We start from the raw sequence: 24355 nt of genomic DNA on the forward strand, positions 1-24355 counted from the left end.
TTTGTCAAGAGTTTGTCGAGGGCCGGGCCCCAGGCCATTCGGCTAGTGCGCGAAGTGCCGCGCCCCGGTCAGATACAGCGTGATTCCGGCCTCGGCGGCCGCCGCGGTCACCTCGTCGTCACGAACGGAGCCGCCCGGGTGCACGATCGCCTTCACGCCGGCCCCGGTCAGCGTCTGCAGCCCGTCGGGGAACGGGAAGAACGCATCGGAGGCGGCCACCGCCCCGGCCACCCGGCCACCGCCGCGCTCCACGGCCAACCGGGCCGCATCCACCCGGTTGACCTGGCCCATCCCGACGCCGACGGTGGCGCCGTTCGCGGCGACCACGATGGCGTTGGATTTGACCGAGCGACACGAGCGCCAGGCGAAGACCAGATCGGCCATGGTCGCCGGATCGGCCGGCGACCCGGTGGCCAGGGTCCAGTTCACCGGGTTGTCCCCCGCCGCGTCGAGGCCGTCACGGCTCTGCATCAACAGTCCGCCGCTGATCTGGCGCCACTCGACACCGCCGCGCAGCGGTTCGGAGGCCAGCAGCACCCGGATGTTCTTCTTGCGCGCCAGGATCTCGACGGCGCCTGACTCATAGGCCGGCGCGACGATGACCTCGGTGAAGATGGTGCTGACGTACTCCGCCATCTCCACGCTGACCTCGGTGTTCGCCGCGATCACTCCGCCGAACGCGCTCAACGGATCGCACTCGTGCGCCTTGCGATGGGCGTCGGCCACCGAGACCGACGAGATCGCGATCCCGCACGGGTTGGCGTGCTTGATGATCGCCACGCAGGTCTCTTCGTGGTCGAATGCAGCGCGCCAGGCAGCGTCGGCGTCGGTGAAGTTGTTGTAGGACATCTCTTTTCCGTGCAGCTGGTCGGCCTGGGCCAAGCCCGGCCAGGCGCTGCCGTCACAGAAGAGAGCGGCTTGCTGGTGCGGGTTCTCGCCGTAGCGCAGCTGCGCCGCCCGACGGTAGCTGCGGCCGAACCACTCCGGCATCGGCTGACGCGGCTCCTCAGGCGCGAGCGTCGACGACATCCAACCGGCCACCGCCACGTCGTACTCGGCGGTATGGCGAAATGCCAGCGACGCCAAGCGTTTCCGCTCGGCGAGGGTGAATCCGCCGGCATTGACCGCGGCCAGCACACCGTCGTACCCGAGCGGGTCGACCACCACCGCCACGCTGGGGTGATTCTTGGCTGCCGCCCTGATCATCGAGGGCCCGCCGATGTCGATCTGCTCGACGCACTCGTCCCTTCCGGCACCCGAATCCACGGTCTCGCTGAACGGGTAGAGGTTGACCACCACCAGTTCGAAGGGAGCGATGTCGAGTTCCCCCAGCGCCGCGGCATGCTCGGGCTTGCGCAGGTCGGCCAGCAGCCCGGCGTGCACCCGCGGGTGCAACGTCTTGACCCGACCGTCGAGCACCTCGGGGAAACCCGTGAGCTGTTCCACCGGCGTGACCGGAATACCCTTGGCCGCGATCGTCTTCGCGGTGGACCCGGTGGAGACGATGTCCACCCCGGCGGCATGCAGTCCGGTGGCCAGGTCGACCAGGCCGGTCTTGTCGTAAACGCTGATCAGCGCCCGCCGAATCGGTCGCTTGCCGTCGGTCATCCTATGGTTGCCTTTCGTCCGGTCCAGGTCACGCCGCCGGTCGCCAGCGCGGCCAGCACGTCCACCAGAAGCTTGCGTTCCACTGTCTTGATGCGTTCGTGCAGGGTGTCTTCGTCGTCGCCGTCGAGCACGGCGACCGGTTCCTGGGCGAGCACCGGACCGGTGTCGGTGCCGGCGTCCACCAGATGCACGGTGCAACCGGTGACCTTCACCCCGTAGGCCAGCGCATCGGGCACGGCGTGCGCACCGGGGAACGCGGGCAGCAGCGCCGGGTGCGTGTTGACGGTGCGTCCCAGAAACCGGGTGAGGAAGTGTGACCCCAGGATTTTCATGAAACCGGCCGAGACCACCAGATCGGGGGCGTGCGCCTCGGTGGCCTCCGCCAGTGCCAGATCCCATGCCGCCCGGTCGGGATGGTCGGCCATCCGCACGGTGAACACCGGCAGCCCCGCCGAGCGGGCGACTTCCACGGCGCGGCAGTCCCGATCGGTCCCGACGGCCACCACCCGCGCGGGGTAGTCACCCACCGCCGCGGCCAGCAGCGACTCGAGCAACGATCCGGTCCCCGACGCCAACACCACCATCCGGGCCGGAACGTTCGGGGCCACGTGGATCGGTTGCACGTGAAGGAGCCTAGCGTGCAGACCGGCCGGACGATCAGGCCTGTTGCCGGCCTTCGTCCCGGGCGATCCGGAGCGCGGCGGCCACCCCGTCGGTCCAGATTTCCACTTTGTCCCAGATCACGTCGGGGTGCCCGGCCGGGTGGATGCCGTGGGTTATCTTGTCGACCCGTCCGCACGCGAGGTCCTGGAAGTCCGCGTCGTCCAGCTCCGGGAATTCCTCGTATTCACTACACAGCTCGGCGCCCGCCAACGTTTCGTACAGCGCGTCGGCCAACCGGCTGCTCACCCCCACCGGTGTCGGGTGCTCGACCATCTGGAAGCCGGCCGTGAGCCCGTCCAGCCAGATCGTCGCCATGATGTCGAGGATCGGGTCGTGTCCGGGCGGCAGCACCAGCCGCGTGAGCAGCTCGGCGCGGGTGCGTGCCAGGCGGCGCAGATTCCGGACATCGACGTCCGCTGTGCTCATGACAGGGGTCATGTCTCTATGCGACCAGGCCGCCGGTCCGGATATAAGGGACCGAAGTCCTCAATTTGTGTTGTTGAACCCGTCGTCGTCGGTGAACATCAGGTCTTCGGGATCTTCCAGCGGTCCGGGCGGCTCGGTCGGTGCAGGCGAGTCGAACTGTCGCGGCGGCTCGGGGTCGGGCGTCCAGCTCAGTTCACCGCCGTCGGCCACCTCGTCGGGCTCGAACAACTCGTCGGGCTCGAACAGCCGCTCGGGTTCTTCGGGATCGACGACCTCGACCTGTGCCGGGGCCGGCTCGGGCGCCGGCTCGGGGGCCGACTCGGTCTCGGCGACGCTGTCGGGCTCCGCAGCGCGAGCGGACGCCGCCGGCGTCATCGGCCGCGGCCCGGCCGTGCCTCGCGTCACCCCGCCGATCATCACGACCGTCAGCGCACCGATCGCGGCGAACCAGCAGAACACCGCCGGCCCGAAGGTGGCCTGGTCCACCCCGACGTCGCCGAAGTTGCCCAGCCGGCCCCCACCGGCGAAGCCGAGCAGCGCCATCGCCACCGCGGCGATGACCGCGGCGGTCAGCACCTTGGCCAACGCGGGAAGCAGCGGCAGCGCCCGGCGCGCACACTGCTGGCCGACGGCCACACCCGAGGCGGCGCCGATGATCAGCAGCGCCACCCAGACCGGGCCCAGCGGCGGGGAGGGCGCCGCGGCCAGGATCGGCACCGCCGGGATGTCGCCGCCGAGGACGGTGAACGCACTGAACAATGCCGGACCGATGTGCGCACTCGACCCGACCGCCATCGCTGCGGCGCCGACCAACACATTGGGCACGTACAGCAACGCCAGCAGGGTGAGGCTGAGTTGCCCGAACAACGAATCGGTGATCGCGTAGAGCTCGTGCATGGTCCCCCAGTGCACGACCAGCGAGATGACCGTCGCGGCGCCGGCCAGCCCGAACAGCGCCAGCATGCCGGCGGCGGCGGCCCGCAGTGAATCGGCCAGCCAACTCGGCAGCGGCGTCTCGGTCAGCACCCGCCGGCCCATCCGCGATCCCACTCCGATCGCGGCGCCGATCGCATGGACCACCAACACGTGGGTGAAGGCGTTCAGGGCCTGCGGGGTCTGCAGTTCGGTGATGACCGACGCGGCGTCGTGGATGACCGCCAACGAAATCGCCGCGATCAACAGCGGGCCACCCAATGCCGATGCCACGATCCAGCGGACCACGAACCAGGAGGCGCGCTCGGAGGTGGCCTGCGCGGTGGTCCGTGCGGTTCCGGCCACCATCAGTAGCACCGGCAGCAGCGGCAACACGCCCAGTTCCCGACCGTCGATCGAGATCGGCACCTGATGCACTCCCAGCCAAATGCTGGCTATGGCGCCCGATGCCCCGGTCATGTCGCTGTTGGCGATCAGCAACTGCAGCAGCGTCACCGCTGCGATGACCGTCAACGCCACGACGGAGGGACCGAACGCGACCCGCACCAGGTCGCGGGTCGGGTTCGAGGCTGGTCTACCGCCTGCCACCGGTGTCACGCTGCGAGCACGATCGACTCGGCGCGCCGGGGCGCGTTAGGGCTGCGCCGGCCCCGACGAAGCGGAGCCACCCTGCGACTGGTGGCCGCCGGTCGAGCTCTGCCCCTGCCCGGATCCGCCCTGGCCACCGGTCGAGGAGCCCTGGCCGCCCGTCGACGAACTGCCCGAACCACCGGTCGGCGGGGGGCTGAAGCTGGGAAATCCGGTCGGCGGTGTGGGCGGGCCCTGCGGTGCCGACTGCGCCTGCTGCTGTGCGCCGGAACCGAATCCGCCGGTCGATGGCGCCGACTGGGCGCCGAAGCCTCCGCTGGACGGCGCGGAGGGGTAGTTGCCGTACGAGGGGTAGCCGGACTGCTGCGGACCTTGATGTCCGTAGCCCTGTTGGCCCGGTTGGCCGTAGTAGTTGCCGCCCGGCGGCAGCCCGTACTGCGCGTAGGGGTCGTACTTGGGGCGCGGAGCCGGCGCGGTGACGACGCCGGCCTCGAGCAACAGCGCCCCGACGGCGGCGACGGCCTGCAGAACGCTGAAGGTCAGCACCAGCCACAGGCCCCAGCCGATCGTGTAGTTCTCGCCCGCATCGGCGATGGTCGAAATCGCCAGCAACGCGGCCAGCGTGGCGATCGCGGCGACCACGGCCGTGTAGACCTTCGCCTTGGGCAGCAGGCTCGCCCCGGCCAACAACGCCGCGAGCAGGGCCAGCGGAACCGTATGACCGGCGTCGCCGAGAATCAACGGGAATTCGCCGTCGGTGACGGTCACGATCGGACCGAAATTCCCCAGATAGACACCGAAACCCAGCACCACCACGGCGATCTGCAGGTACAGCGGAAACTTGCTCTCGGCATCGCTGCCGGACTTGGCGAACGACGGCGGCGACTGTCCGTAGGAGCCTGGCGGCTGGGCAGGCTGGAAGCCGGGATTCCCGGGCGAGTAGGTCATGACCTCTCCTGTGCTTGTGGGGCGCCGGTGTGGCGGGGCGGCGCGGTTCGATCATCCACGCTAGCGCACTTGCGGCTGTGCCCGGCGGGTCAGCACCGCGCGGTAACCGCGCGGTTGGGGGACCCCCGGTTGCCCGCCGAACAAGAACACGTTCTAATCACGGATATGGATTACGGGCTTGTGCTGTTCACCAGTGACCGTGGAATCACCCCGGCGGCGGCCGCCAAACTCGCCGATGATCATGGCTTCACCACGTTTTATGTACCCGAGCACACCCATATTCCGGTCAAGCGCCAGGCCGCCCACCCGACCACCGGCGACGAGTCGCTGCCCGACGACCGCTATATGCGCACCCTGGACCCGTGGGTGAGCCTGGGCACCGCTTGTGCGGTGACCTCGCGGGTGCGGTTGTCCACCGCGGTGGCGCTGCCGGTCGAGCATGATCCGATCACGCTGGCGAAATCGATCGCCACGCTCGATCACCTCTCCGGTGGGCGGGTCAGCCTCGGGGTCGGTTTCGGCTGGAACACCGACGAACTGGCCGACCACGGGGTGCCGCCGGGGCGCCGGCGCACCATGTTGCGTGAGTATCTGGAGGCGATGCGGGCGCTGTGGACCGAAGAAGAAGCCTCCTTCGAAGGGGAGTTCGTCAACTTCGGCCCCAGCTGGGCCTGGCCCAAGCCGGTGCAGGCGCACATTCCGGTGCTGGTGGGTGCGGCCGGCACGGAGAAGAACTTCAAGTGGATCGCCCGCAGCGCCGACGGCTGGATCACCACGCCGCGTGACTTCGACATCGACGAACCGGTGAAGCTGCTGCAGGACACCTGGGCGGGCGCCGGTCGCGAGGGCGCCCCGCAGATCGTCGCGCTGGATTTCAAGCCGGTGCCCGAGAAGCTCGCGCACTGGGCCGAGCTGGGCGTGACCGAAACCCTGTTCGGGTTGCCGGACAAGCCCGAAGCCGAAGTGGCCGCCTACGTGGAACGGCTAGCCGGCAAGCTCGGGATCAGCGCCTGACCTCACACCGCGCGGGCGTGCGTGGTCAGCGCAGACTGCAACGGTTGCCGTAGTCCAGGGCGCGCACCGTGATCGGCGTTCCCAGCGGCTCGCCGTCGGAGAGCAGCGCCACCAGATCGTCCTCCTCGGTGGTCGCCAGGAACCGGCTGCCGTCGGCGTCGAGCCGGCCGATGATGATCCCGGTCCGGGTCTCCCAGTCGTAGCGGACGCTGTAGGTCTCGATCGTCGCCGGGCCCTCGGCCCGCTCGGTGACCGCCACCTTGGGCGCGGCGTCGAGCACGGCCTGCGGTTGAGCGCTGCGATCCGGCGTCCACGGCGCCGGAGCAGCCGAGTACACCCCGACCGAATATTTGCTCATCATCCCGCCGTTGGCGCCGACGAACGCGAATCGCCCTGCGGCGCTTCGGGCTACGGCGACCGCCTCGGCGATGGCGTGCATCGAGTAGTTGTTGCCGGCGCCACCGAAGAACGGCAGCCCGCCGGTCAGGGTCAACCCGCGCGGGTCGTCGCCGGCCAGGCCGAAGGCGTCGCAGATGTTGAACACCGGAACCGGAAAGCAGCTGTAGAGATCCATCGCCGCGATGTCGTCGAAGCCGATCCCGGCCATCGCGAGAGCCTCGGTGGTGGCCGCCACGGCGGCCGGATAGGCGCCCAGGTCGGTGCGTTCCAGCAGGCGCTGCGAATGCGTGTCGGCATGGCCGTGCAAATACACCCAGCGGTCTTCGGACACACCCAGCCGACGAGCGGCCGCCACCGACATCACCAGCGCCGCGGCGCCCTGGTTGACCTGGTCTCGCGCCACCAGCAGCCGCGGGTAGGGGTCACAGATCATCCGGTTGGTGGTGCTGATGGTGGTCAGCTCATCGACGGTGCGTTCCACCGGAGAGGCCGAGAAGGGGTTCTTCGCGGCGATCTTGGACATCGGGGCGAACAGCTCGCCCATGGCCTGCAGGTAGTCGGCCGTATTCATGCCCAGCCGGGCACGCCGGGCGTTCTCGAGCAGCCCGTACTGCACCGGCGCGCCGGTGAGCCCGTGGATGACGGTGTAGTGCTCGACGAACTCCTCGAGCCCGTAGCCGCGATCCTCGAGCTGACCCTCGACGGTCTCGCCGAAATCCGGTTTGTCCTCGGCTTTGGCGAAGTGACGCAGCGTCGAGGTCGCGTCGGATCCGCACAGCAGCACCACGTCGGCAGTGCCCGCGGCGATCTCGGCGGCGAACTCGCTGAGCAGCTTCTGCGGCCCCTGACCACCCACCTTGTCCAGCACCGCCCGCGCCGGTTCCGCCCCGATCAGACGGGCCACCGAGCGCGGGAAGTTGTTCGACTTCCCTAGTGGTGCAGGGGCTTTGGGGATCGAATTCTCGAACTGCCGGGTAGCCACCACTGCGTCGATGGCTTGCGCGAGGCGCGCGGGCTCGACACCCGAATCGGCCAGTGCGGCCTGCGCGGCGGCAGCGGCCAACTCCACCGGCGACATGGCGCGGTAGTCGGTGTCCTCGATGCGTTCGGCGGACTGCCCCACGCCGACGACGACGGGCGTGCGCGGATCGATGCTCATGTGCTCACCTCGTCTATGGCGAGCAGACGCGAAAGCCCCCAAAACCGCTTCCGATAGGGAGCTTTCACGTCTGCTCGCGCCAAAGAAACCGCTACAGGCTTTGCAGGATCTCCCGAGCCAGCGCCGCGGTTGCCGACGGGGTCTTGCCCACCTTCACCCCGGCTGCTTCCAGGGCCTCCTGCTTGGCGGCCGCGGTGCCCGACGAGCCGGACACGATCGCGCCGGCGTGCCCCATCGTCTTGCCTTCCGGAGCGGTGAACCCGGCGACATAGCCGACCACCGGCTTGGTGACATTGGCCTTGATGTAGTCGGCGGCCCGCTCCTCGGCGTCGCCGCCGATCTCACCGATCATCACGATGACCTTGGTGGCGGGGTCCTTCTCGAACGCCTCGATCGCGTCGATGTGGGTGGTGCCGATCACCGGGTCCCCGCCGATGCCGATCGCGCTGGAGAACCCGAAGTCCCGCAGCTCGTACATCATCTGGTAGGTCAGCGTGCCGGACTTGGACACCAGGCCGATCGGCCCGGAGCCGCTGATGGTGGCCGGGGTGATCCCGACCAGGCACTCGCCGGGGGTGATGATGCCCGGACAGTTCGGCCCGATGATGCGGGTCTTCTGACCGTGATCCACGTTGTAGGCCCACGCATATGCGCTGTCCTGCACCGGGATGCCCTCGGTGATGACGACCAGCAGCGGGATCTCGGCGTCGATCGCCTCGATCATCGCGTCCTTGGCGAACTTCGGCGGCACGAACGCGATCGACACATCGGCGCCGGTCTTCTCCATGGCCTCGGCCACACCGCCGAACACCGGCAGCTTGATCATCCGGCCGCCCTTGTCCTCATGCGTGACCGTGGTGCCGGCCTTGCGGGCGTTGACGCCGCCGACGATCTGGGTGCCGGCCCGCAGCATCCGGGCGGTGTGGATGGTGGCTTCACTGCCGGTGATGCCCTGGACGATGACCTTGCTGTCCTTGTTGACGAAGATCGACATGCTTATGCGTCCTTTCCGGCGTACGCGAGCTCAGCGGCCTTGTCGGCGGCCTCGTCCATGGTGTCGACGAGGGTTACCAGCGGGTGGTTGGCGTCGGCCAGGATCTGCCGGCCTTCCTCGACGTTGTTGCCGTCGAGCCGGACCACCAGCGGCTTGGTGGCCGCGTCGCCGAGGATCTGCAGCGCCGCCACGATGCCGTTGGCCACCGCGTCGCAGGCGGTGATGCCACCGAACACGTTGACGAACACGCTCTTGACCTGCTTGTCGCCCAGGATCACATCCAGACCGGCGGCCATCACCTCCGCGGAGGCGCCGCCGCCGATGTCGAGGAAGTTGGCCGGCTTGACGCCGCCGTGCTTCTCACCGGCGTAGGCGGTGACGTCCAGCGTGGACATGACCAGGCCGGCGCCGTTGCCGATGATGCCGACCTCGCCGTCGAGCTTGACGTAGTTCAGGTCGTTCTCCTTGGCCTTGAGCTCCAGCGGGTCGGTCGCCTCGATGTCGGCGAACTCGGCGTGGCCGGGCTGGCGGAACTCGGCGTTGCCGTCGAGGGTGACCTTGCCGTCGAGAGCCAGGATCTGGTCATCGGGGGTGCGCACCAGCGGGTTGACCTCGACCAGCGTGGCGTCTTCGGCGACGAAGACCTCCCACAGCTTCTGGATGGTCACCGCGGCGGCGTCAAGCACCTCGGCGGGCAGATGGCCCTGCTCGGCGATGGAGCGGGCGAACGCCAGGTCGACACCCTTGACCGCGTCGACGGGCACCTTGGCCAGCCGCTCGGGCTTGGTCGCGGCGACCTCTTCGATCTCCATGCCGCCCTCGACCGAGCACATGGCCAGGTAGGTGCGGTTGGAGCGGTCGAGCAGGAACGAGATGTAGTACTCCTCGGCGATGTCGCTCGCCTCGGCTACCAGCAGTTTCTTGACGATGTGGCCCTTGATGTCCAGGCCGAGGATGTTCTGCGCGTGAGTGAAGGCGTCGTCCGCGGTGGCGGCGTACTTGACACCACCGGCCTTGCCGCGGCCGCCTACCTTGACCTGGGCCTTCACCATGACGGGCCGACCGATCTCGGTGGCGATGGCCTTGGCGTCATCGGCCGAGGTGGTCACCCGGCCCGGAGTGGTCGGCACGTTGTGCTTGGCGAACAGTTCCTTCGCCTGATACTCGAATAGATCCATGGGCTCACTGTCTTATATGGGTGCCGGCGCGCCGGCGATGTCGGATAGAGGGGGATTTCGCCCCGGAGGCACTGTATCGACACTGCGGCGACGTTCCGAACTCCGCTACCACCGCTGTGGCAGATCTCACCGCCCGAAATAACGTGATTCGTTTCACATTCGAGGCCGTATTTGACCGATAGCTTGCCTCGGCGGCGCGGAACTGGTTACCGTCTCCAAGTCCAGGTCTTTATAACGTTCTGATCACGACCAGAGGATCTTCCAGGCTGATGCAGCACGGATCACCCTTGCGCCCGATTCCCGGTGGTGCCCCCCGCCGCCATAGGAACGGCACTATGGCCCGGTCCTCGGTTCCCGGTCCCGCCGAGGTCACCGACATCATCCCGTTCAACGAATTCGGACGGCTCGATTACGCCATGTTCAGCGAAAACGCCTTCGATGACGTGTCCGAGGTGCTGCTGGCCCCGGAGCTGGACGATCTGACCGACACCGACAACATGCCGGTCCTGCAACTGGCCTTCCCGCGCGGCGGCTACCCGGACGAGTACCTCCCCCGTCCGCACGGAACCGACCGGCCGGTCCCGCCCGCTCGGGGCGGCAGACACCGCAGCCAGCCCACGAGCGCGGTCAAGAGCCGTGTGATGATCGCCGCGATGGCCGCCGGAGCGGCCGCTGCCGCCGCGCACGCCGCCACCCACTCCTCGGACGAGACCGTCTCCCGCCCCGCCGTGCTGGCGGCCAGCAAGACGATGCTGAACGACGGCGCCGCCACCACCTCCAGCCACGGCATGCAGATGATCACGGTCAAGGCCGCGGCCAATGTCGTCGTGCACAACGAGGAACTGGCCAAGGGGGTGGCCTACGCCCAGGAGCGCGCCGAGCGTGAGGCCCGGCTGCAACGCCCGCTGTTCGTCGCGCCGACCCAGGGCGCGTTCACCTCGAACTTCGGCTACCGCTGGGGTGTGCTGCACGCCGGCATCGACATCGCCAACGCCATCGGCACCCCGATCCTGGCGGCCTCCGACGGCGTCGTGATCGAGGCCGGTTCCAGCGCCGGCTACGGCATGCTGGTCAAGCTGCGCCACTCCGACGGCACCGTGACGCTCTACGGTCACATCAACCGGTCGCTGGTCAGCGTCGGCGAGCGGGTGATGGCCGGCGACCAGATCGCCGAGATGGGCAACCGCGGCTACTCCACCGGCCCGCACCTGCACTTCGAGGTGCTGCAGAACGGCACCAGCCGGATCGACCCGACCACCTGGCTCGCCAAGCGCGGGATCAATTTCGCTTAACCTGGTTGGGTGACCGACCGCCACCATCCGCCCACCGGCGCGTCTCCTTCCGGCGACAGTCCGGCCGGCACCGCCAGCCGCATCATTCGCCGTGCCCCGACCGGCACTATCCCGACCGTCACCGGCGCGGGGCGGATACCGCCGGCGATGCGGCCGCCCGAAGCGCTGCAGCCGGGCGTAACCCAGCTGCCCTCGGCGGCGGTTGCGATCAGCGCCTGCGTGTTCGCCATCCTGGGATGCTGGGCCACCTCGGTGGTGACCACCGACCTGATCGCCAGCTGGTGGCACACCGACCGGTTGTTCTGCGTCGCGGTCGGATTCTTGAGCCTGGTGTTCGCGGTGACGTCGATTTCCGGCGTGATCATGCTGCTGCTGCGACGCCCGCTCGGCCGCTACCTGATCGCGATCGGGGCCGTGGTTGCGCTGCTGACTTTCGGCAGCCTGTTCCTGGCGGGCGCCCGGGTGCCGTGGATCGTGCACGCCATACCGATCATCCAGGGCGTCACGGTGCTGCTCGCCCTGCACCCGGCCACCCGGCGCTGGCTCGGCGTCTGACCCTGGGGCGGCCGCTAAAGCTTGGTGACCGGCGCGTGGTTGTGCATCAGCTTGACCCGCCCGGAACTGCCGAAATCGATCAGCGACATCGCCGACTCCCCCGCGCCGGACACTTCCTCCACCCGGCCCAGCCCGTACTTGTCGTGCGAAACCCGGTCTCCGGGCGACAGCACCACCAGCGGCCGGTTGCCCGACCGCGCCGGTGCCGGTCGGGGCGTACCGAACCGGCCGGCACCGCTGACCGGGGCACTGGGCGACGCAGCGGCGTCGGTACGCCGCCAGTCGATGAGCTGCTGCGGGATCTCCCGCAGGAAACGCGATTCCGGGTTCAGCATGGGCTGGCCCCACGACGAGCGCACCTTCGCGCGGCTCAGATAGAGCCGTTGCCGGGCCCGGGTCAGGCCCACGTAGGCCAGCCGGCGTTCCTCGGACAGCTCGCGGGCGTCCCCCAGTGAGCGCATGTGCGGGAACATGCCGTCCTCCCAGCCGACGACGAACACCACCGGGAACTCCAGGCCCTTGGCGGTGTGCAGCGTCATCAGCGTGACCATGCCGGCGCCGTGTTCGGGAATCTCGTCGGTGTCGGCGATCAATGAGACCCGCTCCAGGAACGCCGCCAGCACCCCCACATCGGGCACATCCTCTTCGTCGGCGGCTCCGTCTTGGTCGGCGAGCGCGTTGGCACGATCGATGCTGAATTCGTGTGCGACGCTGACCAGCTCATTGATGTTGTCCAGCCGGGCGAGATCCTGCGGGTCGGTGGAGGCTTCCAGTTCGGCCCGATAGCCGGTGCGGTCCAGCACCGTCTCCACCAAACCGCCGAGGTCGTCGTCGCACGAGTGCAGCTGGACGCGAAGCTCATCGAGCATCGCGACGAAACCCGCGATCGCATTCTGCGACCGGGTGTTGAGCATCGGAACGTGCCCCTCGGCGGCCGCGCGCAGTGCGGCGGCGAAGCCGGTGCCGGTGTTCTCGGCGTGCACCGACACGCACGCCTCGGCGCGATCCCCGATCCCGCGGCGCGGCGTGTTGAGGATGCGCCGCAGGCTGACGGCGTCACCGGGGTTGTCCAGCACCCGCAGGTAGGCGATGATGTCGCGGATCTCTTTGCGTTCGTAAAAGCGCACCCCGCCAACGACTTTGTAGGGGATACCGGCGCGGATGAACACCTCTTCCAGCGACCGTGACGAGTTGTTGGTGCGGTAGAACACCGCGATGTCGCCGTAGTTGAGCGTGCCTGCGTCGGATAGCGCCTCGATCTCCTGCGCGACGAACCGCGCCTCGTCGTGTTCGTTGTCGGCGACGTAGCCCACGATCAGCTCGCCGTCGCCCGCGTCGGTCCACAGCCGCTTCTCCCGGCGCCCGGAGTTACACGAGATCACCGCATTGGCCGCCGACAAGATGTTCTGGGTGGAGCGGTAGTTCTGCTCCAGCAACAGCGTCGTCGCGTCGGGGTAGTCGCGTTCGAAGTCCTCGATGTTGCGGATGGTGGCCCCGCGGAAGGCGTAGATCGACTGATCGGCGTCACCGACCACGCACAGCTCCGCGGGCGGGATGTCCTGCCCACCTGCCTGTGAATGCCCCGCCAACTCGCGCACCAGTACGTACTGCGCATGGTTGGTGTCCTGGTACTCGTCGACCAGGATGTGCCGGAACCGGCGCCGGTAATGCTGGGCGATCTCCGGGAACGCCTGCAGGATCGCGACCGTCTCGCCGATCAGGTCGTCGAAGTCCAGCGCATTGGCCGAGCGCAGCCGGCGCTGGTATTCGACGTAGACCGTGGCCACCACGCGGCTCAGGTCGTCGGAGTCGTCGGTGAGGTCGGCCAGCGCCCGGTCGGGGTCGATGAGTTCGTTCTTCAGATTGGAGATGGCGGTGGCCAGCAGCCGCGGCGTGTGCCGTTTGACGTCCAGGCCCATGTCGCGGCCGATCATCAACAGCAGCCGACGCGAGTCGTCGGCGTCGTAGATGGAGAAGTTGGAGTTCAGACCCGGCACCACCGAGGCCTGGTTGCGCAGGATCCGCACGCAGGTGGAGTGAAACGTCGACACCCGCATCGCACGCGCCCGCGGCCCGATGAGCCCAACCACCCGTTCGCGCATCTCGGCGGCGGCCTTGTTGGTGAAGGTGATCGCCAGCACCTGCCCCACCCCGACGTCGCGGGCGGCCAGCAGGTAGGCGATGCGCCGGGTGAGCACCGCGGTCTTGCCCGAGCCGGCCCCGGCGACGATCAGCAGCGGGGAGCCCTCGTGCAGCACGGCACGGCGCTGCTGCGGGTTGAGCCCGTCGAGGAGGTGATCGATTTCTGGCGTCGCATGCACGGTCATAACGCAACCCAACGTACCGCCGGGCACGGACACTCTTTGCGCTGGCACGGCCCTTAGTGGCAGACTCGGTTCGTGCTCGACATGCAGCGTCGATTTTGCTTTTCCAATTCCTACGGGCAGTGGTACGCGGAGCCCGTGGTTTAGCTGCAACGCCAAGCCCCGCGGTCCGCGTCGCCGACCCGGGGCTCGTCTGTTGTGTGAGGCCGGATCGCCGATGGGACCAGAACACACCAACAGCGAGAATCTGGAGTCCGAACCCATGACCAACCAAACCCAACAGCTACCCGACATCGACGAACTGCGCCACGAGATCGACCGGCTCGACGCCGAGATCCTGGCCGCGGTCAAGCGCCGCACCGAGATCTCGCAGGAGATCGGTAAAGCCCGGATGGCGTCCGGCGGCACCCGCCTGGTGCACAGCCGCGAGATGAAGGTGCTCGAGCGCTACAGCGAACTCGGCCAGGACGGTAAGGACCTGGCGATGCTGCTGCTGCGGATGGGCCGCGGCCGGCTCGGTCACTGAGGGCCGCGCCCGGGCGCGCCGCTACTGTCGGTGTGATGAGCTCCGTTCGACAGATCCCCGACATCTCCGCCACCCCGGCCTGGGACGCGTTGCGCAAGCACCATCAGCGGATCGGCGACACCCACCTGCGGCAGCTGTTCGCCGACGACCCCGAACGGGGCGAGAAGTTCACCGTCGCCGTCGGCGACCTCTACATCGACTACAGCAAGCACCGCATCACCGCTGAGACCGTGGCCCTGCTGGTCGACCTGGCCCGGGCGGCCGGCCTGGAGGAACGCCGCGACGCGATGTTCGCCGGGGCGCACATCAACACCTCGGAGGGCCGGGCGGTGCTGCACACCGCGTTGCGGTTGCCGCGCGACGCCGACCTGAATGTCGACGGCCAGGACGTGGTCGCCGACGTGCACGCGGTGCTCGACGCGATGGGTGACTTCACCGACCGGCTGCGCAGCGGAGAATGGACCGGCGAGACCGGAAGGCGCATCGAGACCGTCGTCAACATCGGTATCGGCGGCTCAGATCTGGGTCCGGTGATGGTCGACCGGGCGTTGCGCCATTACGCCGACGCCGGCATCTCGGCCCGGTTCGTCTCCAATGTCGATCCTGCTGACCTGATCGCGAAGCTGGCCGGATTAGACCCCGCCACAACGCTTTTCATCGTGGCCTCGAAGACGTTCTCGACGCTGGAGACCCTGACCAACGCCACCGCGGCCCGCCGCTGGCTGACTGAGGCGCTGGGTGATGCCGCGGTGTCGAAGCATTTCGTGGCGGTCTCCACCAACGCCCGACTGGTCGACGAATTCGGCATCGACACCGCGAACATGTTCGGCTTCTGGGACTGGGTGGGTGGACGGTACTCGGTGGATTCGGCGATCGGGCTGTCGGTGATGGCGGTGATCGGCCGCGAGCGCTTCGCCGAGTTCCTGTCCGGCTTCCACATCGTCGACGAGCATTTCCGCACCGCGCCATTGGAATCCAACGCCCCGGCGCTGCTCGGGCTGATCGGACTGTGGTACTCCAATTTCTTCGGCGCCCAGTCCCGGGCGGTGCTGCCCTACTCAGGCGACCTGGACCGCTTCGCCGCCTACCTGCAGCAGCTCACCATGGAATCCAACGGTAAGTCGACTCGCGCCGACGGCACTCCGGTCGTCACCGACACCGGTGAGATCTTCTGGGGTGAGCCGGGAACCAACGGCCAACACGCGTTTTATCAACTGCTGCATCAGGGCACCCGGCTGGTGCCGGCCGACTTCATCGGCTTCTCCCAGCCCGTCGACGACCTGCCGACCGCCGACGGCACCGGCAGCATGCACGACCTGCTGATGAGTAACTTCTTCGCCCAGACCCAGGTACTCGCATTCGGCAAGACCGCCGAGGAGATCGCCGCCGAGGGAACGCAGCCAGATGTCGTGCCGCACAAGGTGATGCCCGGTAACCGTCCGACCACATCGATTCTTGCCACTCGGCTCACCCCCTCGGCGCTCGGCCAGTTGATCGCGCTCTACGAGCATCAGGTGTTCACCGAGGGCGTGGTGTGGGGAATCGACTCCTTCGATCAGTGGGGCGTGGAACTGGGCAAGACGCAGGCCAAGGCGCTACTGCCGGTGCTGACCGACGACGCCTCCCCGCAGTCGCAGACCGACAGCTCCACCGACGCACTGGTACGTCGCTATCGGGCCGAGCGGGGCCGGGCCAGCTGAGCGGATCGGGTCAGGCGAAGCGTTTGGTGAGGCTGGGCGGCATCCGGCGCATCGCCCAGACCAACGGCGTCCACGGCCATGGCGGCACCACCGCCCGGCCGGTCTCGCGCTCGATCGCGTGCACCATGGACTTGACCCCGGATTCGTTGTCCACCATCAACATCGTCGAACCCGATTTGGCCGTCATCTCCGATTCGATGTAGCCCGGCTCGAGCACCGTGACTTTGATCGGGCCGCTCGAGTACTCGGCGCGCAGCGACTCGCCCAGTGAGGACACCCCGGCCTTGCTGGCGGCGTAGGCCGCCTTGACCCCGGGCACGCCCTTGTTGCCCAACACCGAGGAGATCAACACCAGATGCCCGCTGCCGGCGGATTGGAACATCTCCAGCGCTGTCTCGACCTGCACCAGCGCGGCGACCAGGTTGGTCTCGATGGTGGCCTTGTTGGCCCACAGCTTGCCCGATCCCAGCGGGGCGCCCTTGCCGATCCCGGCGTTGACGATGACCCGGTCGATTCCGCCGAGTTCATCGGCGAATCGGGCGAACACCTTGGGCACCTCGTCGTGGTCGTTGACGTCGAGGGCGGCCACCGAGATCTTGACACCGGGATGCTGCTGGCTCAGTTCATCTCTCAGTTCCTCAAGCCGATCGATCCGGCGGGCGCACAGGGCCAGGTCACGGCCGTGTGCGGCGAATGCGCGGGCCATACCGGCGCCCAGTCCTGAACTGGCACCGGTGATGAGGATTCTGCGACGAGTCACCCGGGCAGCGTATCCCGGATCCGCGGTCGTCAAACAACCGCGGGTCGGCCTACTTGAGCAACCGCGACATCCGCCGGTCGGCCAGCACTTTGCCGCCCGTTTGACAGGTCGGACAGTACTGAAAAGACTTATCGGCGAACGATATTTCTCGAACGGTGTCACCGCAGACCGGACAGGGCAGCCCGGCCCGGGCGTGCACCCGCATCCCGGAGCGCTTCTCCCCTTTGAGCGTGGCCGCCTGCTGGCCGACGGAACGGGCAACCGCGTCGGCAAGAACGGCTTGCATCGCCTGGTGCAGGGCGGCGACCTGTTCATCGGACAACTTGGCGGCGGTGGCGAACGGCGAAAGACGCGCGGTGTGCAGTATTTCATCGCTGTAGGCGTTGCCGATACCGGCGAGCACCTTCTGGTCGGTAATGACCGTCTTGATGCGGCCGGTGTTGCCGGTCAGCAGCGCGACCAACTCGTCGGCCGTCACCTCCAACGCGTCGGGTCCGAGACCGGCGATGCCCGGAACCTTGTCCGGATCGTCGACCAGCCAGACCGCGAGGCGTTTCTGGGTGCCTGCCTCGGTGAGGTCGAACCCCGGCGCCTGCCCCGGGGTGCCCAGGTGCACCCGCAGCGCGATCGGCCCTTTCCCGGGGCGCAGCGGCGCCGGCGCCAGCTTGTCCGACCAGCGCAGCCAGCCCGCCCGGGACAGGTGCGCGATCAGGAACAGGTCGCCGACTTCTAGGGCGAGGTACTTACCCCAGCGGCGCGCCCCGGTGACGGTCTGGCCGTGCAACGCCGTGGGCGACGGGTCGAAGGTCTTGAGCACCGAGAACGCCGCCACGTCGATGCGGCCGATGCTGCACCCCACCGCATGCCTGCGCAGGTGGTCGGCGAGGGCCTCGACTTCGGGCAGTTCCGGCATGCACTCGAGTCTGCCCGGTCAGCGCGTGATCCGCCGGGCGTCGCGCAGCACCAGCGACAGCACCCAGCTCACCAGTGACAGCACGATCGCGGCCCAGATGGCATCCCACCAGAAGTCGGCGATGTACAGCCCCCAGTGTTTGGCGGTCTTGTCGGTGATCCATGCGGTGATCCACAGCATCAGCGCATTGACCACGATGTGGAACAACCCCAGCGTCAGGATGTACAGCGGGATCGACAGCAACTGCACCACCGGTTTGATGAAGGCGTTGACCAGCCCGAAGATCAACGCGATGACGAAGATGATGCCTACCCGCTCCACGGTGGTGTCGCCGCCGACGATCTCGATCCCCGGAACGATCTGGGTGACCACCCACAACGCGAGTCCGGTCAGTGCGGCGCGGATCAGGAACGATGCCATGGGCAGATCTTGCCACCCGGCCGGCCGCCGATCCCCGGTTTCGCGGTCGACGCGGTCACCGCGTCGCCGGACTCCACCCCTACCCGAACCGGAAGTATCCGGTACCGTCGGTATTGACATAGTTCGCGCGGACTTCTAAGTTCCTTGGAAATCCGACGTCGAAAGGGGTTTCCCGATGACCACTGTCACGCGGCCGAGCGGCCCGTCCCGGGAGGAATTCGCCGAACGCCTACTGAAGGGCTCGGTGAAGAAGTCCTACGCTCCCGTCGTCGACATCGACTGGGACGCCGAAATCGACCCGGACAAGTTCTTCCTGCCACCGCGGATGTGCACCCTCTACGGCACCGAGCTGTGGGAGGCGATGACCCGCGAGCAGCAGATTGAGATGTCGCGCCAGGAGTTGGTCAACGTGCTGTCGGCCGGCGTGTGGTTCGAGAACATCCTCAACCAGGCGCTGCTGCGCGACATGATGCACAAGAACCCCACCGCACGCACCACGCACTACTCGCTGACCGAACTGGGCGACGAGACCCGCCACATGCTGATGTTCGGCAAGACCATCGACCGGATCGGCGGCGTGCCGGTACGCCCCAAGCGCTACCAGCGCATCGCCATCAACGCGCTGCCCTTCGTGTTCCGCGGCAGCATCCTGTGGGGAGCCGCGCTGGTGGGCGAGGAGATCTTCGACGCGCTACAGCGCCAGATCCTCGACGACCCGGACCTGCAGCCGATCGTGCGGCGGGTGATGCGCATCCACGTCACCGAGGAAGCCCGCCACATCCAGTACGCCCGCGACGGCCTTCGGCGCAGCGTCCCGGCCATGCCGCGCTACCGGCGCGCCCTGCTGGCGAACCTGCAGGGGGTCGGCGGTCCGTTCTACCGCCACCTGTTCACCCTGCCGATCGTCTACAACCGCGTCGGCCTCGACGGCCGCGAGGCGCGCCGGGTGGCACGGGCCAATCCGCACTTCCACGCCGCCGCCCGCTCGTCGTTCGCCCCATTGGCCGCCTTCTTCGAAGAGGTCGGGTTGATGGGCCGACTGGCGCGGCGGATGTGGCGGCGAGCCGGATTCCTGTGAGCCACAACGGCAGCTGCGAGGTGGTCGTGCTGGGCGACCCGGCCCGCCTGCACGGACTGCTCGACGCCGCCCGGGTCGTCGGCCCGGATGCGGCGACCCGGTTCGACAGCGGCAGCGACACCTGGACGGTGATCACCGCCGACGGTGAGCGCCTCGCCGCCCGGGTGATCGTCCACGCCTCCGCTTCGCCGGACGACGTCGTCGCCGCCCACGGCATGCCCAACCGGTTCCGGATCCCGGGCCCGCATACCCGCCGGCAGGCCCGGTACGTGGCCCGGCTCGTCGACGGCCTGCGCCGCAGTGGAGCCAGCCGCATCGAGGCCCGCCCGGCCCGGGTACGGGTGCGCCGGTATCTGCCGACCCGAGGACTCTCCCGGTTCTATCTGACCGGATCGGAGAGCACCGACACCGAGGTCTATGACGGGCCGGCGATATTGACTCACAACGGCCAGGACTACCCGACCCGGGTGCGACTGGCGGGCCATTTCGATCCCATTGACGGTCAATACCATTGGCAAGGCATGTTTTTCATCGACCTACCGGGGAGCAATGCGACCGGCTCCAAGGTCAGCATCCGGGTCGGTGAGCACACCGCGGACGGGCGGGTCGCCGAGCGGACGCCGTGGGGCACGCTGACGGTCACCGGCGCCGGCGGATATCCCCCCTATCCCCTGGAGGACCCCGAAGAGGTGCGGATCGCGATGCCGCCTCGGGTCTAAGCTGCTCGGAGAGTACGCCCAGCGACCACCGAGGAGACTTGAGGAGTTTCAAGTGCGGTTCACCTATGCCGAGGCGATGACCGACCCGAGCTACTACATTCCGCTCGCCAAGGCCGCCGAGGCGGCCGGCTACCACAGCATGTCGATCCCGGACAGCATCGCCTACCCGTTCGAATCGGACTCGAAGTATCCCTATACCCCCGACGGCAACCGGGAGTTCCTGGACGGCAAGGCATTCATCGAGACGTTCGTGTTGATCGCGGCGCTGGGTGCGGTCACCAGTACGTTGCGGTTCACACCGTTCGTGGTCAAGCTGCCGATCCGCCCGCCGGCGTTGGTGGCCAAGCAGGCCGGTTCGCTGGCCGCGATGATCGGCGACCGGCTGAGCCTGGGCGTCGGCACCAGTCCGTGGCCGGAGGACTACGAGCTGATGGGGGTGCCGTTCGCCCGGCGCGGCAAGCGGATGGATGAATGCATCGACGTCATCCGCGGGCTCACCACCGGCGACTACTTCGAGTTCCACGGCGAGTTCTACGACATGCCCAAGACCAAGATGACCCCGGCGCCGGCGAAGCCCATCCCGATCCTGATCGGTGGCCACGCCGACGCCGCCCTGCGCCGCGCCGCCCGCAACGACGGCTGGATGCACGGCGGCGGCGACCCGGCCGAACTCGACGGCCTGATCGCCCGGCTCAAGCAGCTGCGCGAGGAGGAAGGTCGGTCCGGCCCGTTTGAGATCCATGTGATCTCGGTCGACGGATTCACCCTCGACGGCATCAAACGTTTGGAAGACAAAGGGGTCACCGACGTCATCGTCGGATTCCGGGTGCCCTACATCGTCGGTCCCGACACCGAGCCCCTCGACGACAAGATCCGCAATCTGGAGCGCTTCGCCGAACACGTGATCGCCAAGGCTGGGTGACGCCGGTCACATTCTGACGCTCAGCGTGTGCAGCCTCACCGTGTCGGTGGGATAGGTTCCGGCCGCTGCGGCGTTACATGGGCGTATGCACTGACCGCGGACGGCGGTCAGACACTGCAGCCGTCGTTGCGTGACCTGCAGGAGGTATCGATGAAGACGCAGACTTGCCTGCCGGCCCAGTCGAGAGGCGACCACGGCGACTATATGCGCGCCGTTCACCTGCTCCGCGCCGCCGCATCTTCGGATGTCGGCCAAAGCGATGCGCGTCGGCAGTGGATTCGCGCCGCCACCCGGTGCTGACCGCCGCTGCCGGCGAAATCGCGGCACGTTTTGCGGGGGACCCTTCCGCGCCATAAGTAACTCGTCTACCCTTCTCAGACGCGCCTCAGAAACAGAGCGCGTCCTGGGAAAGGTCTACCGAGATGGCTCGTCGTCGCAGCAAGGTTGTGGGTAGCAAGGTTGTCGGGGTCGCCGCGTTCCTGGCCTTGACCGTCCCGGCCGCGCCGGCGCAGGCCGACCTCGACGACATGATGGATGTGCTGTTCGACCCGTTTGTGACCACTGCGGGCGCCTTTGACAGTGAGGCCGTGTTCGACGCGACCGCGTGGGAGTCGTTCCTGTCCACCGAGCACTGGGACGCTGCGCTGGCCGCACTGGCCGAGCCGGGTCCGGCGGTGGGCTTCGACTTCTACGCCGGACTGCATGACGCCACCCAGAAGTGGATCGACAGCGACCTGGGCAGCCAGGTCAACGGCGTCATCAACACACTGTTCGGCTCGACGGTCATCGGCAACGGCATCGACGGCACCCAGGACAACCCCGACGGCGGCGACGGCGGCTGGCTGTTCGGCGACGGCGGCGCCGGCTGGAACAGCACCACCGACGGTGTCGCAGGCGGCAGCGGCGGCGCCGCCGGGATCTTCGGCGACGGCGGCGATGGCGGCGCCGGGGGTGCGGGGGCCGCCGGCGGTGACGGCGGTGCCGGCGGCTGGCTGTGGGGCAACGGCGGTCACGGCGGCGATGCCGGCGACGGCCCCACCGCGGCCGGGCTGCCCGCCCTCGGCGGCGTCGGCGGCACCGCCGGACTGTGGGCCGGCGAGCACGGCTCGGTCGGCCAGTTCGGCGCCCTGCCGGGCGGCATCACCGGAACGGTCGCCCCGCCGGTGGAGGTGTCCAACGGCTGGTTCACCAATGGCGATGGCCAGGTCGTCATGCTGCGCGGACTCAACCAGGTCTACAAGATTCCGCCGTATGAGCCGTCCGCGGGCGGGTTCGACGACGAGGACGCCGCCTTCCTGGCCGCCAACGGCTTCAATGTGGTGCGCCTCGGCGTGATCTGGGCCGGCGTGCAACCCGAGCCCGGTGTCATCGACTACGACTACCTGGCCTCGATCGAGAACACCGTGCAAATCCTGGCCGACCACAACATCGTGGCGATCCTCGACATGCACCAGGACCTCTATGGTGGCGCCTTCGGCGGCGATGGCGCCCCGGAGTGGGCCACCTTCACCGGCGGTCTGCCCAACTTCGACGTGGGCTTCCCGTTCAGTTACTTCGTCAGCCCGGCGCAGAACTATGCCTGGGACGCGTTCTGGGCCAACACCCCTGCCGATGGGATCGGTCTGCAGAATCACTACGCGTTGATGTGGCAGGCCGTCGCCGACTACTTCAAGGGCAACGAGAACGTCGCCGGCTACGAGATCATCAACGAGCCGTGGGCCGGCTCGCACTGGCTGGGGAGCCTATTGGGCAACCCGTATTTCGATACCCAGCAGCTGACCCCGTTCTACAACCAGTTGACCGAGGCCATCCGATCCGTCGACCCGAATAAGACGGTGTTCTTCGGCCCGACGACCCTCGAGGCCAGCCTGCCGGTGCCGACGCACCTGGGCACGGTGGACGACCCGAACACCGCCTTCTCGTTCCACCACTACTGCATGGTCAATGCGCTGTTCGCCGACCTCAGCTTCGGCTGCGACTGGAACGCCGACGTGGTGTTCGCAAACGCGATGGACTATGCCCAGGAGCACAACATCCCGGCGTTCCTCAGCGAGTTCGGCGCCACCAACAATCTGCCGACCATCGGTGCGAGCCTGCAGGCGGCCAACCGGTACCTGTTCGGGTGGACCGAATGGGCCTACACCGGCAACGACATCACCAGTACGTCCCCGATCGATCAGGCGCTCGTCTACGACCCGAGCCAGCCCCCGGTCGGCGACAACGTCAACTGGGACAAACTCGACGTGCTGGCCCAGCCCTACCCGCAAGAGATCTCCGGCATCCCGACATCGCTGTCGTTCAACAACGGCGTCCTGTCGTTCGCGTACTCGACCGACCGCGCCGACGGCACCGGCAGCTTCGATGCGGGGTCGGAGACCACCATCTCGGTTCCGTCCAGCCAGTACCCGAACGGCTACACCGTTAACGTGACCGGCGGAACCGTCACCTCGGACGCCAACGCCCCGGTGCTGACCATCAGCTCAGCTTCCGGCGCGGCCACCGTGACGGTGACGGTGACGGCGAAGCCCTGACGGGCCGCTGCGCGTCGCCGCCGATCACACCGAAACACCAGCAAAACAAGTGAATGCCGCGCTGCGCCGAGGCTAGCTTGCGCCGCGTAAGTAACTCGTTTACCTTCTCAGTCACAACTCAGCATCCGTGCACGTCCACGAGAAGGGTCCGTCGAGATGGCTCGTCGCCGCAGCAAATCTGTGGGCAGCAAGGTTGTCGGAGTCGCCGCGTTCCTGGCCGTGACCGTCCCGGCCGCGCCGGCGCAGGCCGATTTCGACGACATGATGGACGTGCTGTTCGACCCGTTTGTGACCGCTGCGGGCGCCTTTGACGGTGAGACGCTATTCGACGCGACGGCGTGGGAGTCGTTCCTGTCAGCCGAGCACTGGGACGCCGCGCTGGCCGCACTGGCCGAACCGGGTCCGGCTGTGGGCTTCGACCTCTACGCCGGACTGCACGGCGCCACCCAGACGTGGATCGACAGCGACTTGGGCAGCCAGGTCAACGGTGTCATCAACACGCTGTTCGGCTCGACGGTCATCGGCAACGGTATCGACGGCACCCAGGACAACCCCGACGGCGGCGACGGCGGCTGGCTGTTCGGCGACGGCGGCGCCGGCTGGGACAGCACCACCGACGGGGTGGCCGGGGGCGCCGGCGGCGCCGCCGGGATCTTCGGCGACGGCGGCGATGGCGGGGCCGGGGGAGCCGGGGACGCCGGCGGC

22 protein-coding genes are annotated in these 24355 nt (G+C 68.0%); 10 read left to right on the forward strand and 12 right to left on the reverse strand.

Annotation, left to right across the window (positions count from 1 at the left end):
- Positions 1-42: 42 nt before the first annotated feature.
- The 5 genes from purH to AWC24_RS04765 all read right to left on the reverse strand — a co-directional run bounded on the left by purH (position 43) and on the right by AWC24_RS04765 (position 5166).
- Positions 43-1608 carry a bifunctional phosphoribosylaminoimidazolecarboxamide formyltransferase/IMP cyclohydrolase gene (gene purH / locus AWC24_RS04745; RefSeq protein ID WP_085082554.1) on the reverse strand — a complete coding sequence of 522 codons (1566 nt, stop codon included), beginning with the start codon at positions 1606-1608 and terminating at the stop codon, positions 43-45.
- Positions 1605-2192, reverse strand: coding sequence for a phosphoribosylglycinamide formyltransferase (gene purN, locus AWC24_RS04750; protein WP_218032852.1), 588 nt, complete (start codon positions 2190-2192; stop codon positions 1605-1607). Before purN ends, purH begins: the two co-directional genes overlap by 4 nt.
- Positions 2193-2265: 73 nt before the next feature.
- Positions 2266-2697 carry a hypothetical protein gene (locus tag AWC24_RS04755; protein ID WP_234807252.1) on the reverse strand — a complete coding sequence of 144 codons (432 nt, stop codon included), beginning with the start codon at positions 2695-2697 and terminating at the stop codon, positions 2266-2268.
- Between the two features lie 60 nt (positions 2698-2757).
- Positions 2758-4218 carry a cell division protein PerM gene (locus AWC24_RS04760; RefSeq protein ID WP_085082600.1) on the reverse strand — a complete coding sequence of 487 codons (1461 nt, stop codon included), beginning with the start codon at positions 4216-4218 and terminating at the stop codon, positions 2758-2760.
- Between the two features lie 45 nt (positions 4219-4263).
- On the reverse strand, positions 4264-5166 hold the full coding sequence (locus AWC24_RS04765; RefSeq protein WP_085082558.1) for a DUF5336 domain-containing protein: 903 nt from the start codon (positions 5164-5166) through the stop codon (positions 4264-4266).
- Positions 5167-5331: 165 nt separating this feature from the next.
- Here AWC24_RS04765 and AWC24_RS04770 point away from each other — a divergent pair, with 165 nt between their 5' ends.
- Positions 5332-6180, forward strand: coding sequence for an LLM class F420-dependent oxidoreductase (locus tag AWC24_RS04770; protein ID WP_085082560.1), 849 nt, complete (start codon positions 5332-5334; stop codon positions 6178-6180).
- A gap of 25 nt (positions 6181-6205) precedes the next feature.
- On the opposite strand, the gene AWC24_RS04775 is transcribed toward AWC24_RS04770, so the two are convergent.
- From AWC24_RS04775 to sucC, 3 genes are all read right to left on the reverse strand, one after another.
- Positions 6206-7738 (reverse strand): acetyl-CoA acetyltransferase, encoded by a 1533-nt coding sequence (locus AWC24_RS04775; RefSeq protein WP_085082562.1) that lies wholly within the window; start codon positions 7736-7738, stop codon positions 6206-6208.
- Between the two features lie 91 nt (positions 7739-7829).
- Positions 7830-8732 carry a succinate--CoA ligase subunit alpha gene (sucD, locus tag AWC24_RS04780; protein WP_085082564.1) on the reverse strand — a complete coding sequence of 301 codons (903 nt, stop codon included), beginning with the start codon at positions 8730-8732 and terminating at the stop codon, positions 7830-7832.
- 2 nt (positions 8733-8734) lie between these two features.
- Complete coding sequence (gene sucC / locus AWC24_RS04785; RefSeq protein ID WP_083037321.1) at positions 8735-9910, reverse strand: ADP-forming succinate--CoA ligase subunit beta; 1176 nt, start codon at positions 9908-9910, stop codon at positions 8735-8737.
- A gap of 335 nt (positions 9911-10245) precedes the next feature.
- Here sucC and AWC24_RS04790 point away from each other — a divergent pair, with 335 nt between their 5' ends.
- Positions 10246-11202, forward strand: a complete 957-nt coding sequence (locus AWC24_RS04790) for a M23 family metallopeptidase (RefSeq protein ID WP_085082566.1) — start codon at positions 10246-10248, stop codon at positions 11200-11202.
- A gap of 9 nt (positions 11203-11211) precedes the next feature.
- Positions 11212-11757 (forward strand): hypothetical protein, encoded by a 546-nt coding sequence (locus AWC24_RS04795; protein WP_085082568.1) that lies wholly within the window; start codon positions 11212-11214, stop codon positions 11755-11757.
- 14 nt (positions 11758-11771) lie between these two features.
- Here AWC24_RS04795 and pcrA read toward each other — a convergent pair whose 3' ends face one another.
- Positions 11772-14084: a DNA helicase PcrA gene (gene pcrA, locus AWC24_RS04800; protein ID WP_085082570.1), complete on the reverse strand. Its 2313-nt coding sequence runs from the start codon at positions 14082-14084 to the stop codon at positions 11772-11774.
- Between the two features lie 214 nt (positions 14085-14298).
- Here pcrA and AWC24_RS04805 point away from each other — a divergent pair, with 214 nt between their 5' ends.
- Positions 14299-14607, forward strand: a complete 309-nt coding sequence (locus AWC24_RS04805) for a chorismate mutase (RefSeq protein ID WP_085082572.1) — start codon at positions 14299-14301, stop codon at positions 14605-14607.
- A 35-nt stretch (positions 14608-14642) separates the two neighbouring features.
- Positions 14643-16307 (forward strand): glucose-6-phosphate isomerase, encoded by a 1665-nt coding sequence (gene pgi / locus AWC24_RS04810; RefSeq protein WP_085082574.1) that lies wholly within the window; start codon positions 14643-14645, stop codon positions 16305-16307.
- A gap of 10 nt (positions 16308-16317) precedes the next feature.
- Here the strand turns inward: pgi and AWC24_RS04815 are convergent, their stop codons facing one another.
- From AWC24_RS04815 to AWC24_RS04825, 3 genes are read right to left on the reverse strand one after another with little or no spacing between them, the layout of a single operon-like run.
- The gene (locus AWC24_RS04815) at positions 16318-17067 is read right to left on the reverse strand and encodes an SDR family oxidoreductase (RefSeq protein ID WP_085082576.1); all 750 of its coding nucleotides are present in this window, start codon (positions 17065-17067) and stop codon (positions 16318-16320) included.
- 49 nt (positions 17068-17116) lie between these two features.
- Entirely contained in the window at positions 17117-17980 is an 864-nt protein-coding gene (locus AWC24_RS04820) for an Fpg/Nei family DNA glycosylase (RefSeq protein ID WP_085082578.1), read from the reverse strand.
- A gap of 18 nt (positions 17981-17998) precedes the next feature.
- Positions 17999-18400, reverse strand: a complete 402-nt coding sequence (locus AWC24_RS04825; protein WP_013827831.1) for a phage holin family protein — start codon at positions 18398-18400, stop codon at positions 17999-18001.
- A gap of 175 nt (positions 18401-18575) precedes the next feature.
- Between AWC24_RS04825 and AWC24_RS04830 the strand changes: the two genes are divergently transcribed.
- The 5 genes from AWC24_RS04830 to AWC24_RS04850 all read left to right on the forward strand — a co-directional run.
- Positions 18576-19478, forward strand: coding sequence for an AurF N-oxygenase family protein (locus AWC24_RS04830; RefSeq protein WP_013827830.1), 903 nt, complete (start codon positions 18576-18578; stop codon positions 19476-19478).
- Complete coding sequence (locus AWC24_RS04835; RefSeq protein WP_085082580.1) at positions 19475-20197, forward strand: DUF4873 domain-containing protein; 723 nt, start codon at positions 19475-19477, stop codon at positions 20195-20197. Before AWC24_RS04830 ends, AWC24_RS04835 begins: the two co-directional genes overlap by 4 nt.
- Before the next feature lie 52 nt (positions 20198-20249).
- Complete coding sequence (locus AWC24_RS04840; RefSeq protein WP_085082582.1) at positions 20250-21119, forward strand: TIGR03619 family F420-dependent LLM class oxidoreductase; 870 nt, start codon at positions 20250-20252, stop codon at positions 21117-21119.
- A 446-nt stretch (positions 21120-21565) separates the two neighbouring features.
- Positions 21566-23650, forward strand: a complete 2085-nt coding sequence (locus AWC24_RS04845; protein WP_085082584.1) for a cellulase family glycosylhydrolase — start codon at positions 21566-21568, stop codon at positions 23648-23650.
- A gap of 180 nt (positions 23651-23830) precedes the next feature.
- The coding region (locus AWC24_RS04850) for a PGRS repeat-containing protein (protein WP_337341295.1) at positions 23831-24355 on the forward strand (525 nt) is incomplete at its 3' end.

It is taken from the genome of Mycolicibacter senuensis (assembly GCF_002101885.1).
In the GTDB taxonomy this organism is placed as follows: Bacteria; Actinomycetota; Actinomycetes; order Mycobacteriales; family Mycobacteriaceae; genus Mycobacterium; species Mycobacterium senuense.

What these genes read in the sequence shown, in the direction of transcription:
- sucC (WP_083037321.1), bottom strand. Translation starts at nt 9,910, where the DNA reads ATGGATCTATTCGAGTATCAGGCGAAGGAACTGTTCGCCAAGCACAAC.
- AWC24_RS04770 (WP_085082560.1), top strand. Translation starts at nt 5,332, where the DNA reads ATGGATTACGGGCTTGTGCTGTTCACCAGTGACCGTGGAATCACCCCG.
- pgi (WP_085082574.1), top strand. Translation starts at nt 14,643, where the DNA reads ATGAGCTCCGTTCGACAGATCCCCGACATCTCCGCCACCCCGGCCTGG.
- AWC24_RS04830 (WP_013827830.1), top strand. Translation starts at nt 18,576, where the DNA reads ATGACCACTGTCACGCGGCCGAGCGGCCCGTCCCGGGAGGAATTCGCC.
- AWC24_RS04790 (WP_085082566.1), top strand. Translation starts at nt 10,246, where the DNA reads ATGGCCCGGTCCTCGGTTCCCGGTCCCGCCGAGGTCACCGACATCATC.
- pcrA (WP_085082570.1), bottom strand. Translation starts at nt 14,084, where the DNA reads ATGACCGTGCATGCGACGCCAGAAATCGATCACCTCCTCGACGGGCTC.
- AWC24_RS04765 (WP_085082558.1), bottom strand. Translation starts at nt 5,166, where the DNA reads ATGACCTACTCGCCCGGGAATCCCGGCTTCCAGCCTGCCCAGCCGCCA.
- AWC24_RS04805 (WP_085082572.1), top strand. Translation starts at nt 14,299, where the DNA reads ATGGGACCAGAACACACCAACAGCGAGAATCTGGAGTCCGAACCCATG.
- AWC24_RS04825 (WP_013827831.1), bottom strand. Translation starts at nt 18,400, where the DNA reads ATGGCATCGTTCCTGATCCGCGCCGCACTGACCGGACTCGCGTTGTGG.
- AWC24_RS04775 (WP_085082562.1), bottom strand. Translation starts at nt 7,738, where the DNA reads ATGAGCATCGATCCGCGCACGCCCGTCGTCGTCGGCGTGGGGCAGTCC.
- purN (WP_218032852.1), bottom strand. Translation starts at nt 2,192, where the DNA reads ATGGTGGTGTTGGCGTCGGGGACCGGATCGTTGCTCGAGTCGCTGCTG.
- AWC24_RS04820 (WP_085082578.1), bottom strand. Translation starts at nt 17,980, where the DNA reads ATGCCGGAACTGCCCGAAGTCGAGGCCCTCGCCGACCACCTGCGCAGG.
- AWC24_RS04755 (WP_234807252.1), bottom strand. Translation starts at nt 2,697, where the DNA reads ATGAGCACAGCGGACGTCGATGTCCGGAATCTGCGCCGCCTGGCACGC.
- purH (WP_085082554.1), bottom strand. Translation starts at nt 1,608, where the DNA reads ATGACCGACGGCAAGCGACCGATTCGGCGGGCGCTGATCAGCGTTTAC.
- sucD (WP_085082564.1), bottom strand. Translation starts at nt 8,732, where the DNA reads ATGTCGATCTTCGTCAACAAGGACAGCAAGGTCATCGTCCAGGGCATC.